Source organism: Paenibacillus sp. FSL R5-0345 (assembly GCF_000758585.1).
Taxonomy (GTDB): Bacteria; Bacillota; Bacilli; order Paenibacillales; family Paenibacillaceae; genus Paenibacillus_AQ.
The window spans coordinates 3308071-3320840 of the sequence record NZ_CP009281.1 but is presented as its reverse complement, the minus strand read 5'-3'; the positions used below and the strand labels follow the sequence as shown (position 1 = coordinate 3320840).

The 12770-nt window shown below is 39.7% G+C and carries 11 protein-coding genes; 1 reads left to right on the top strand and 10 read right to left on the bottom strand.

The window, feature by feature from the left end:
• Positions 1-23: 23 nt before the first annotated feature.
• The 10 genes from R50345_RS14665 to R50345_RS14620 all read right to left on the bottom strand — a co-directional run bounded on the left by R50345_RS14665 (position 24) and on the right by R50345_RS14620 (position 11550).
• Positions 24-845 (bottom strand): carbohydrate ABC transporter permease, encoded by an 822-nt coding sequence (locus tag R50345_RS14665; RefSeq protein WP_042127700.1) that lies wholly within the window; start codon positions 843-845, stop codon positions 24-26.
• The gene (locus R50345_RS14660; RefSeq protein ID WP_231574270.1) at positions 845-1657 is read right to left on the bottom strand and encodes a carbohydrate ABC transporter permease; all 813 of its coding nucleotides are present in this window, start codon (positions 1655-1657) and stop codon (positions 845-847) included. Before R50345_RS14660 ends, R50345_RS14665 begins: the two co-directional genes overlap by 1 nt.
• 228 nt (positions 1658-1885) lie before the next feature.
• Complete coding sequence (locus tag R50345_RS14655) at positions 1886-3187, bottom strand: ABC transporter substrate-binding protein (RefSeq protein WP_042127696.1); 1302 nt, start codon at positions 3185-3187, stop codon at positions 1886-1888.
• Positions 3188-3371: 184 nt separating this feature from the next.
• Positions 3372-5162 carry a sensor histidine kinase gene (locus tag R50345_RS14650; RefSeq protein ID WP_042127694.1) on the bottom strand — a complete coding sequence of 597 codons (1791 nt, stop codon included), beginning with the start codon at positions 5160-5162 and terminating at the stop codon, positions 3372-3374.
• Positions 5159-6718 carry a response regulator transcription factor gene (locus tag R50345_RS14645; RefSeq protein ID WP_042127692.1) on the bottom strand — a complete coding sequence of 520 codons (1560 nt, stop codon included), beginning with the start codon at positions 6716-6718 and terminating at the stop codon, positions 5159-5161. The genes R50345_RS14650 and R50345_RS14645 overlap by 4 nt, the downstream gene beginning before the upstream one ends.
• A 521-nt stretch (positions 6719-7239) precedes the next feature.
• Positions 7240-8130 carry a hypothetical protein gene (locus R50345_RS14640; RefSeq protein WP_042127690.1) on the bottom strand — a complete coding sequence of 297 codons (891 nt, stop codon included), beginning with the start codon at positions 8128-8130 and terminating at the stop codon, positions 7240-7242.
• A gap of 120 nt (positions 8131-8250) precedes the next feature.
• Positions 8251-9036, bottom strand: coding sequence for an ABC transporter permease subunit (locus tag R50345_RS14635; protein WP_042127687.1), 786 nt, complete (start codon positions 9034-9036; stop codon positions 8251-8253).
• 14 nt (positions 9037-9050) lie between these two features.
• A complete protein-coding gene (locus tag R50345_RS14630; protein WP_042127684.1) occupies positions 9051-9932 on the bottom strand; it encodes an ABC transporter ATP-binding protein in 882 nt (293 codons plus the stop codon).
• A complete protein-coding gene (locus tag R50345_RS14625; RefSeq protein WP_042127682.1) occupies positions 9913-10863 on the bottom strand; it encodes an ABC transporter ATP-binding protein in 951 nt (316 codons plus the stop codon). The genes R50345_RS14630 and R50345_RS14625 overlap by 20 nt, the downstream gene beginning before the upstream one ends.
• A 30-nt stretch (positions 10864-10893) precedes the next feature.
• Entirely contained in the window at positions 10894-11550 is a 657-nt protein-coding gene (locus R50345_RS14620; RefSeq protein WP_042127679.1) for a TetR/AcrR family transcriptional regulator, read from the bottom strand.
• Between the two features lie 242 nt (positions 11551-11792).
• Here R50345_RS14620 and R50345_RS14615 point away from each other — a divergent pair, with 242 nt between their 5' ends.
• Positions 11793-12701, top strand: coding sequence for an AraC family transcriptional regulator (locus R50345_RS14615; protein ID WP_042127677.1), 909 nt, complete (start codon positions 11793-11795; stop codon positions 12699-12701).
• The last annotated feature ends 69 nt before the right edge of the window (positions 12702-12770 follow it).

Sequence of the window (12770 nt, the reverse complement as noted above, 5' to 3'; positions counted from 1 at the left end):
CTGCTTTTAAAATAATCGCTAAGTTATTTAACTGAACCCGTCATCCCAGCCACAAATTGCTTTTGCATCATGAAGAATACAAGAGCAGTCGGCAGTGTCGTAATGACAATCGCAGACATGATCAGACCATAGTCAGGGGCATAACCCGATCCAAGATTCGAGATAAGAAGGGGCACAGTCATATTTTTTGGTGATTGTAATACGATCAAAGGCCATAGATAATTGTTCCAGCTGTTTAGAAATGTGATAATCGCAGCGGCGGCGTAAGTTGATTTCATCGTTGGCATATAAATCCGGAAGAACAAACCAAATTCCGAAAGACCATCGATGCGCCCAGCCTCCATCATATCCTTAGGAAACATTTTTGTATTTTGACGAAAGAAAAAAATTAGGAATGCTGTTGTAAATGTCGGAAGAATGACTGCACCTGCTGTATCGATACCAAGAAATGGCACTACACTTGATACTTTTGCGAACATTTGAAATAGAGGTACCATGATCGCCGCAAATGGAATCATCATTGAAGCAAGTAAAATATTGAATACGATATCTTTACTCCGGCTGCGGTACATTTCAAAACCATATCCAGCCGCCGATGCTACTAGCAGTGAAAGCACAGTAGTCACTACAGAGATTTTTGCGGAGTTCCAAAGAGCCTGCCACATATCCACTGAACTAAATAGATTGTTTATATTTTCAACTAGATGTGCACCTGGCAACATTGTCCCTTTTGTTACATCAACCGACTGGTTCGTGGCGCTTATTACCATCCAGATAAATGGAAAGATAGAGATCAGCGCAGCGATGATTAGAAACAAGTAAGTAAACATGCGTTTGGTTTTCATTATCTCTTATCCCCTCCTACTTTGTTCTGAATAAGCGTCAGAATGAGCACCATTACAACAATCGAATAGGAGACGGTTGCAGCATATCCAAAGTTAGGTGTGTATTCAAAGGACAGGTTATAAATATATTGGGAAATCGACATGGTTGCATTGCCCGGTCCACCCTTCGTGATGTTAACCACCTCATCAAACAACTGAAGTGTTCCAATGGTCGATGTTATCGTCGTAAACAAGATGATCGGCTTCAATAGTGGGACTGTAATTTTGAAAAATTGTGTAAATGCATTTGCACCATCGATATGAGCAGCCTCATAAATTGATTTATCGACATTTTGCAATGATGACAAATAGAAAATCATATTATAGCCAGTAAAGCGCCAAGTGATGGCAATGATGATCGTAACTTTGGCCCAGAAGGGGTCAGTAATCCATTGAATCGGCTCGCTAATTAGATGCAGATTCACTAGAAATTTATTGATGATGCCTTCGGCTCCAAACATGTATTTGAAAACAACGGAGTACGCTACAAGTGAGGTTACCGTGGGCAGAAATATGGCCGTTCTGAAAAACCCTTTAAATTTCAGTCTTTCGTCATTGAGGAGTACGGCGATAAAGAGCGCCAGCACCAGCATGACTGGGACTTGAATAATCAAGTAAATGAAAGTGTTCTTGACGGCTGTAAGAAAAGTGGTGTCGCTAAACAGTCGAATATAGTTATCAAAACCGGTAAAATGAAGGTTGTTTCCTCTGCCTGTTTTGAAAGATAAAATTAAAGCTTGAATCATTGGGTAAAAATAGAAAATACTGATCATTATGACCGGCACAAGAACGAATAACCAGCCTGTTAGATGGATTCGCCGTTGACCCTTAGAGCTCTTATGTCTTTGAGAGCTTAGCCCTGGCTTTACAGTTTCCACTCCACTCCACACCCTTCTGTCTGATTTATTAGAGATGAAAGCCCCTGCTGCCCATCCTTCTGTAGAAATCCAATTTACAGGAGAAGAAGAAGCAAGGGCTTAGATTGTACAGCCTAAGTGTGATTAGCGAATTTGGGTATCTGCTTGCTTCTGAGCGTCTTTCAGAACTGTATCGATATCTTTTCCACCAAGATAAGATTGTACGGCTACAACCATAATGTCCTCTATTGCGTAAGTGTTCATGCCATAGTTGACGTTTGGAATTTGCTCGGTCCATGCTGCGAAATCAGATACGACTTTTTGACCTTTGAAGAATTCATCCGCAGCTGAATAAGCTTCTCCGCTTGCCGCAGCTTTTAAAGTACCGATGACACCAACTTTTGTATTCAATGTTTGATACAATTCAGCATCAGAGGCAAAAGTCTTAGAGAGGAACTCTGCAGCTGCCTCTTTACCATCTACATTCATTACATACCAGGAGCTGCCCCCAAGGTTGGATGCGTGAACGGAGCCTGTAGTAGCTGCCAGCTTAGGAAGCGGAGCGACTGCCCACTTACCGGATTGGGAAGCTTCAGCTTTAATTGAAGGTGTAATCCAGTTACCTGTCGGAACAGTAGCCACTTCACCACTATTGAATGCGCCTACAAATTGGCTCCAGTCGGAGTTTACTTTTACGATGCCGGAATCCATCATTTCTTTGTACAATTCAAGTGCTTCTTTCAAAGCAGCATTATCTGCTATAGTCGGAGTTTGACCATCTTCACCTGTGTACCATGCGCCCGCTGATTGGATCATGACTCGGATAAGCCCAAGATCATTTGGATCAAGCGTAATCATGCTTTTGCCGGTTTTTTCTTTTACAGCTTTACCGATCTCGATATATTGCTTCCAGTCGATATCCTGTAATGAATCCAGGCTGTAGCCTGCTTGCTCAAGATAGTCTGTCCGTACGTACATTCCAGTTACACCAGAGTCAAATGGAACACCGTATTGCTTACCGTCAACACTGGTCGGGCCAATCTTGTAATCCGCAAAGTCGGCAGCCTTTACAACATCCGTTAATTCAAAAAAGGAATCCGGATACGCTTGCAAGAAGCTCTGCGCACGGTAATCTTCGATCAGAACAATGTTAGGCAGCCCCTTCGTCGAACCAGAGTTTAGCCCAGTGTTCAGCTTCTGAACGATATCAGCCTGTGCGTTCTCTACGACGTTTATTGTTACGTCTGGATTGACTTTCGCATAAGCCTCTTTGGCAACATTCATAGCGGCAATGTTAAACGCTGGGTCCCAAGCCCAAACTGTGATCTCTTTTGGCTTGCTATTACCTTCACTACCGGAGTTGCTCGTATCGTTTTTTGTTCCACCTGAGGAACATGCAGACAGTAGTACCACACTAGCCAGCATTACGGATAATAATTTTTTCACTTCTTAACCCCCTTGATAATCTGAAAAATAATAAAGATGGAAGCGTTTTCCCTGCTACGCTTCCATCTTATCACTTTGTATTCGCTTTCTTTGGCAGTATCTTTGTTAGCTTTGGTGTTATTATTGGATCCTATTTTGATTCTCATTTCAATTCTGGCACTATTTTTAGATTCATGTAAAATTTTTAGTTTTTTAACAATGGAAGCGTAATAATGATTTTCGTACCTTCGTTTCGTTTGCTTGTAATGTTAATACCGTATCCCTCTCCATATAACAATTTGATTCTATCATCTACATTTCGTATACCGATCCCAGAGAACAGTTGGCGTTTGTGTTTCGACGCCGGTAGCTGCTCCGCTTCCATCAAATTCGGGTCAAGGTCCATTCCATCTCCGTTATCTACAACTTCGCATACAAGCTGATGCTCCTGTACAGCAATCATGATGAGAATTCTTCCCTCATCTTTAAGGTTGAATGCATGAAAGAACGCGTTTTCGATAAAAGGTTGAAGAATAAGCTTTGGCATATGATAATCCAAGCTTTCAGGCTCTACAAAATAATTCACGCGGATCTTCTCACCGTACCTCACATGATTGATAAACACATAATGCTTCAGCGATTCTAATTCTTGACTAACAGGTATAGTGGATTGAACATCGCTGACAGTATTTTGCAGGAGTGAGATTAGCGAATTTATCGTTCCAGCAGCTTTTTCCTTGTTGCCCTGTTGTACCAGAAATTTAATAGAAGCCAACGTATTATATAAAAAATGTGGATTGATCTGCATTTGAAGTGCGGCCAGCTCTGCATTACGCTGCTGCTTCTGTGTCTCCATTAACCGATCAACATAATCATGTAGTGAATCAAGCATATAATTAAAAGCATTACCCAGCTCCTTAACTTCATAACTGCTTGTGGCGACATCTACATGATTATCGAACCCTCCCTTGGGAATACTCGACATCTGTTCAACGAGTACACGCAGGGACTTCGTCATTTTCCTTGTAATTAAAAATACAATAATAAGCGAAATGGCTACGATCGCCATGATCGTTAACGACACTGCTTTGGCATTTACCATCTGACCGGTCACAGCTTTCTTATCGATCAGATTTACCAAATAAACATCAAATTCAGGCAAGTATTCAGAGAACACTATTCGTTCATTACCCATGATATTGACAGATTCTCCATTTTCTCCCGCACTCTGTTCATCAACTACTTCTTGGAGCAGCTGTTGATCGAGCAGCCCGATTAACTCTGTCCTGCTGCTGGATACGATTTGACCTTTTCCATTCAGCAACACAACATCATTACCTTCACTTGTAAAATTGGCGTAGAAGTTCTTAAAATCGCTATCACGAATTGCAATGTACATAGTGCCATAGATACTGCCGGTAGAATGATCAAATAGAGCTTTAGAAGCCACTAACATGATCTCTTTCGCTTTGGTTTTACTATCTTCTTTTTGATAAAGCTGGTACAGGATTTGCTCAGGTTTTGCTACTGTCGCTTTCGTAATCGGGTGTTTCTTCAGTTCTTCAGCAGTAGCAGACCAATACCAAGGATCGGTTGAATAACTCCTGCCATTTGCTCCTACGATCATAATACCCACATCAAAAGCACTAAGGTTGGAGCGGACAGCACGCATGCCTTCTGTCATCTGGTAGGTTTTGATAGCAAGCGTCACTGAATCCGTTTCACCGCCAGACAAATAGCTTCGGACAGCTCCATTTTGTGCTGTCATAGTAGCGCCTGTAGCTACAACGTTGTTGTAAGACTCCAGGTTTGTCTTCATTTGATTCAGTAGTTTACCGTTCGTTATGCTGAAGGTCTTTAAGAATAAACTCTCTGACATACGGATGGTAATAGACAATGTCAGAAGGGATACGGTAATTATGCTTATGAGAGTTACAAGAAAAAGCTTGAGAAATAAACCCTGCTTTCTAAGCTTGTGGATGATTGCTCCGATCATGACTGCTCAACATCCCGTCTCCGGTACCGGCTCGGAGAAATGCCAGTCTGTTTTTTAAATACTTTGGTAAAATAACTTTGATCTGAGTAACCCACGCTTGCGCTAATATCAGCAATTGATTTCTCCGTTATCTCAAGCAGCTCCATAGCTTTTTCCACCCGTACTTTATTCAGGTACTCACTAAATCCTTCGCCATTATGTGCAGTAAAATAACTCGATAAGTAAGAAGCATTGAAATGAAACTGTCTAGCTACCCCTGTCAGTGTAATCGGATCTGCAAAATGATTCTGGATATATTCGAGAAGCTTCGTCATATTTGGATTAACAGCTGCATTCGTCTCCCCAATCGTGCGCTCAACTTCATGAATGAATGCTTCAGTAACAGCAATTGCATCACTTGCATACAACGCTTCATCTATTTTTCGGAAGTAGTCGTATTTGGTCTCCTCCAGACTTCCAATCTCAAATTTCATTTTTCCAAGTGTCGTCGCTACGTTAAATATAAAGTTCCCCAATAGCGATTTGAATTCGAAAATATCCATGCGATAATCCATTGAACGTTGATGAACATATTCCAGAAACTCTGTAAATGCCTTCTGGAATTGCTTACGTCTCAACTGATCCATTAATTCTCCCATGTCAATTTCCTGATACGCTCCCGGAAGGCTTGGCAAATGATCATTTTCAATCAGATTTCGTTCCGGCAAATAGAAACTGTATCGATTAAGCTTTAAATAATTGTCTCGATAAATCGCACCAAGACTCACAAAGTCCGTGAAACTCTGACTAATAATAAAATGCGTTTCTTGCACACGCTGTGCGATTTCTGAGATCAAATAACGGAGTTCAATTGCAAGCTCGTCCCATTGTTCCGGATCAACATTGAATAGATAAATAACCGATTCGTTAACAAATCTTAGCCGAATAAACACTGCACTGTCTAAAACGAACTTGCGGATTCCACTTTCTATTTCATTTGCGAACATTAACTTGTCACCAGAATCTTTAATATGTTTCATATCCGCTCCGAAAAACGCGAATTGTTTATGAGGAAACCACGAATGTAGCAGTGTAGGTTCCAGTACAGATTCATATCCCGTCATGAGCTTCTCAATCGCAAGTAAAACCTTCTTTTCCTCTGGATCGGTCCCTGGATCGGCCAGCTTCATCCCTGACATTTTTGCTGTAGTTTTATTTAGGATGGATAATAGGTAGTCGGCTTCCAGCTTCGGCTTCAGGATGTAATCGGCTACACCATTCTGAAATGTGGAGCGAACATAATCATATTCACTGAAACTGCTTAAGACGATTACAACAACGTGAGGATACTTCTCTTTAACAATCTTGACTAGCTTCTCTCCGCCCATAATTGGCATTACGATATCTGTAATAATAATATGCGGATTAACCTCATCCATCATACTTAATGCCTCAAGACCGTTAGAAGCCTCACCTGCGATTCGATACCCTTCTTGTTCCCAATCCAAAAGATGTTTAATTCCTTGTCTAACCAGCATCTCGTCATCCACAATCATAATTTTAAATATTGGTTTCATATCTGCCCCCTTGCAGCTGTTCAACCTATTATTGTATTCATTCACTAATTGAACAAATTTTAAAAGTCTTGAGAATGATCAGAACGTCGTCTCCTTTAAATATATACAAAGCCTGTTTGTAACCGTTTTCTTTTTATCTGTTACTGTTCGGCTCATCCGACTTGAGCAACCTTCTGTTCAAATAAAGCATTCAGACTAACTTAAATTTGTTTAATCCAAATAATAGTCCCCATCAGCAATTATGGTCAACCCCCCATTTTTGATTCTAACCAAAGAACAGGTTCAGTCTATTTGAAAAATAAAAAATTAACTATAGTTTTACAATAAACTATATTTTAATTTATAGAATTTAATTGTATTATAGCATTCCTATTCGTGAGTCTCGGTACAATCCTCACTAATAGTAAAAAATTTCGTAATAACCTTCCGTTGGACATTAACCTTTGTAGTGATAAGAAAAAAGCCGCGAGTATCGCGGCTTCTTTCTGCGTAAGATGTTCGTATTAAATTTGACATGGACTCTACAAACTTAACTTCTGTTGAAGTAAAACTGCCAGCTCTTCAGCTGTATCCCAAACGATTGGACGAATATTTTTCACTTGCACAAAAAGATTATCGGCATCGCTGCTATTCACGGTCCATATCACTGGGATGTTCAAACCGAGCGCATATCCTGCCGTAAAATACACTTCAGGGGATTGACCAGTTAAATCTGCGATAATCAATTTACTTTCTTCAATAAGCTCCAAGGAATACGGTTCACGGTTTTGTGTTGTGTGTCTTAACAAACGCGGCGTATAACCAAATTGTTCGATTTTTGGAAGCAGCTTTTCCATCCACTCCGTGTGCAACTCCTCGGCATCCGACAATAGAACGATACATGGTTTTAACTTTTTGCCTCCTGCGATTGCGGCAGCTTCATTCCATCCCTCGTCCGTCAGCTTAAAGGTCATGCCTTCTCTAATGATAAACTGCTCGTTAATCAGCTTATCTATGATATATACCAGTTCTTGCAGATTGGGCGAATACGTCAGGTTATAGCTACTGGAGAGTGGTTGAATAACGATAGTATCTCCTGGAGCCTCAGAATGTCTGTATAAGTATTGCAGTAAACGGTATCCTTTATCTTCAATCGTCACAGGAATTCTTGAGGATATTACAATGGATTCCAAATCGTCAGCCGATAGACTAACCTTCTCCTCACGATCAGTCAATTCCCGAATATAAGCCGATATGATATGAAACATGTCACGTTTCTTTTGATGCGGGAGTGAATTAATCGGCTCATAGCTATCTCTCAATAAGTTATAGAACCCGTCGGGAGAACAATTACAACCTAAATACCTATCATAATCGCCATCTGTTGCAGTGGAGACGATCTCATCACAGAACAAGCAGTATTTCTTACTCATGACAACTCATCACCTCTTATTCATTGATATCCCCTAACCTTACCAAGAATATCTTAAAAAGTAGACAAGAAGATATTTCCTTTTGATGTGAGTGCCCCCTCCTCAATCATCGGACACATATTATAAAGGCAAATCCTTTTCCTTAAAAACTCGTATGCCTATCGCATAAAGTCCAATCCCAATAACACCAAGCAATGTAAACTGAATCGAGTAATCGCCGTTATTTATGATGGCATCCGTATCAAATAATGTATTCAGTGAGATATACTTAAATCCCTCCAGACTGCTATCAACCTTCCCCATCAGTTCAAAGAGAAAGAAAGCAAGTGGGATTCCTGCACCAAAAGCGAGTGAGTTCTTGGACAAATTGAAGATACAAGAAAACAAGAAAGAAATACTGCTGGTTGCAAACATTAAGAGGAATAAACCTACATTTAGCATTATCAAATCTGAAATATTGAAATCAATATCGCTCTGAAAAGCCTGAACAGAAATTACACCCACGATAGATAAAATCGTAAACATTGCAATAAGCGATGTTACCAGATAAATAGCCTGTGTTCTGACTACGGTGCTTCTTTTTATAGGTGTTGATAGCAAGTAAGCCATGGAGCCTCTATCCACCTGTGATGCAATAAGACTGTTGGCGGTCATAATCACAAATATCAATGGCAGAATAACGCCTTGCATGGAATAGAAGGTCTGAGAAAGCATGCCAAGGAATGAAGTTGATCCTAACATGTTCGCAAGGGGGGTATCCTTCACCATATCCGACATGCTAGATATCGTTTTTGGATCGAATACAGCAATCAGCACGCCACTAAACACGCTCATGATTATCGTGAAAATAAGCCACAGCTTAAAATTTGCTTTCAATGTTTGCTTAAAGATCGTTTTACTAAACATTGGTTTCTCCTCCTTTAGTAAAGACTTCTGAAGTATTTTTCGAGTGTGTACTTGTTCTCAGTGATAAACTTGATTTCATAGCCTTTGAGCACTTTGAAAAGCGTATTGATATGACGATCATGTATATTAACAATGACTTGATTTTGACTTTCACGTTGATCGACACAATTAAATGGCTCTGTTAAAAATCGTTGGTAGTCTTCATGCGAAGTAAACTCTATTTTGTACGTCTTCTCTTCATTATGTTTAACCTCAAGTGTCGATTTCACAGCAATAATCTGACCATCTTTAATAAGAGCAACCTTGTCACACGTATGTTCAACCTCTTCAAACATATGACTCGACATAAATATCGTTTTGCCTTTCTTCTTTTCATCGTTTAAGATATCTACAAATTCAGCTCTCATTAGCGGGTCAAGTCCTGTTGTTGGTTCATCTAGAATCAGAATATCAGGATCAGCCATTAAGGTAGCAACAATTGCTGTCTTTTGTTTCATTCCCTTGGACATTCTTTTCAAGTTAGCAGTCGGATCTAGTTGAAGCTTCTCGATGATTGTATTTGCGTAGGTCATATCTTTGAGTCCTAACAGCTCAGCCTGCTGTTTCAGGAATTCTGTTCCAGTTGGAGCATCAGGAAATGCGATCTCTCCAGGCGTATAGCCTATCATTTTCTTTATCTCAGCTGAGTCTTCCCAGCAGTCCATTCCGTTAATTCTTACACTTCCGATTTGCGGCTTTAAGAAGCCCATCAAATGTCGAATCACTGTGGTTTTACCTGCTCCATTTGTGCCGACAAAGCCAAATACTTCACCTTTTTCAATCGAGAGATTGATGTTAAAAATGCCTCGTCCTTGGCCATAATCTTTTGTCAATTTTTCAATTTCTATTAATGGCATTATCGATGGCACCTCCCTCTGAATTAGAGTTTCGGTCATAAAACTTCATAAAGTAATCTTCAAGAGTAAACTTGATCTCTGAGAAAAACTTCAAATCATATTCTGATAAGTAGCTTATAAACATGTTGATATCGTTATCATTCACTCGTATTTCCGCTTGATTGTTATGCGCTTTTAGAGAAGCGACCTCAATGTTTTTTAGAGACTGAACCTCATTACTAAAACGCTCAAACTCTTCTTTGGAGTTGAATTCAAATTCAAAGGTTTTGCTCTCATTGTGACGAAGCTCATCAGCAATAAAGGTTGAAATTAACCGTCCATCTTTGATAATTGATATTTTGTCACAGGTAGCATCAATCTCATTAAAAATATGGCTCGATAATAAAATCGTCTTCCCTTTCTCTTTTTCCTCTTTGATAAAATCAATAAATACATTTTGCATGATGGGATCAAGACCGCTTGTAGGCTCATCAAGAACAAGTACGTCTGGATTATGCATAAATGCTGTTACAATCGCGAGCTTCCGCTTCATCCCTAAAGACATACGTTTTAAACTACCCACTGGATCAAGTTCGAATTTTGAGATCAAATAATTAGTATGCGCCATATCATGGATGCCACGTAAATCAGCCATCATCTTAATAAACTGTGTACCTGTCAGCGATTCAGGCAAAGCAATTTCCCCAGGCAAGTACCCTAGATTCTTTTGAATATCACTGGCACTCTCCCAGCTATTCAATCCATTTACTAAGGTGTATCCCTTCTGAGGACGAGAAAATCCCATGATATGGCGAATTGTTGTCGTTTTACCCGCTCCGTTCGGCCCTAAAAATCCGTAAACTTCACCTTTTTCAACTTGGAATGAAACATCGAACACACCACGCTGATGCCCATAATCTTTTGTTAAATGCTCAATCTGTAACACTGCCATATAAATGCTCCTTTCTGACTAAGTAAGCTATTAGGATGAGGCTTCAGATAAAGGATTTCTTATTCCATCCATTACGAAATGAACAAAGTTTTCGACTTCTTCATCACTTATGGAATAGTTCTCAAACAATACAAATCGAGACACAAAGAAGCTTCCACAAACAGTCATTAAATAAATCAAAACTTGATCTGTAGGTTTATCTTTTAGTTCTCCGCGTTGCTTGAATTCTTCTACTACTCGAGAAATTAGCAGCGAGATATTTTTGATGAAATGTGGGCCTATTTCTTTCTTAAGCTCATCTTTATATATAACTTCCTTCACAAACACTCGAAAGATCTCTTTATTTCTATCTAAAAATTCTATTCTATTCTTTAAAAATCCCTTAAGAAATTGCTCGAACGTCTTCGTATCCTCTGTTAAGACTTCACTAAAAACCTCATTAGCGATTGAGGGTAAAGAATCTTTCACAAATGGCAGTATAATCGAGAGCAACAGCTTATCTTTTGTTCCGTAGTGTTTAAAGATCGTCCCTTCCGATACGTTTGCCATCTTAGCTATCTCCGCCGTTGAAGTATTCGCAAAACCCTTTTCAGCAAATAATTTAATGGCTATTTCAATTATCTTTTTTTGTTTATCTGTTTTTGTCTTTTGAGCAGCAATTAGTGAATCGAATAGATCATGTGTCATTTTTTTACTCCTTTTTAAGAGTTCATCAGAAAAGTGAGTGATTACTCACTCGAATATACAACATAAGAAATCGAGAGTCAATAAAAAGTGAGTAATTACTCACTTTATCTCAATTCCAAATTTATTTTTTCTTGAATAGCAGCCAACATCGTTATCCTGCTTGCCTATTCCTCTCACTACCACTAACAATAAGCATTTTATTGCCGTATAATTGATTTAGAATACAACTTTAGGAGGAGCCCATGTCTAAAGAAATACAAGTGCGAAAAGAAGAACTCACTCAATTGATTGATCGTCACTCCAGTCAGGATGGCGTAAAAGATACCGCTATTCCCTCATTGTTTGTGATTCGCACCTCCAATGTGACCGAGCCCATCTTTAGAGTGTATACACCTTCTTTATGCTTCATTGCCCAAGGAACAAAAGAGTTGTTATTGGCACAAGAGCGTTTTGAGTATGGGCCTGCCAATTACCTAATAACATCCATGAACTTACCAGTTGTCGGTAAGATAATTAAAGCTTCTCCCGACGTGCCGTATCTGAGCTTCAAGCTTGATTTTACACAGAGTCAGATCTTAAAAGTGCTTAATGATTCTGAATTTAAGATCGCTTCTAAAGAAAACGCAAAGCGTGCAATGTTTGTGGGGCAAATAGATCTATCCTTACTCGATGCGATTCTTCGATTGGTTCGTTTATTAGATGAACCTAATGATATTCCGTTTTTAGCACCGATTTATACCGATGAAATCCTTTATCGGCTACTGCAAGGTCCTTATGGTGTTGCATTGGCACAAATTGCATTGGAAGGCAGCAGTACCTACCGCGTGAATGAGGCAATCGAACAGATAATCAACAACTGTGATAAGCCATTACGAATTGAAGAACTTGCCGAAACGGCCAGTATGAGCATCTCTTCCTTCCATAGACATTTTAAAGAAGTCACTGCTATGAGCCCGATCCAGTTTCAAAAACAGCTGCGATTACAAGAAGCCCGACGTCTTTTATTATCCGAGTCAGCGGATGCAGCGGAAGTTGCATTCCGAGTAGGTTATGAAAGTGCCTCCCAGTTCAGCCGTGAATATTCTCGTATGTTTGGTGCCCCTCCTAGAGCAGACATTAAGCAGTTGAAAGAAAGGATGCTCATTGGATAAACATTATCTAAAGTCTAAACTGAGCTTGAGACAGCCATAAATCAAAATAAGCAGCCATTCATCCATAAT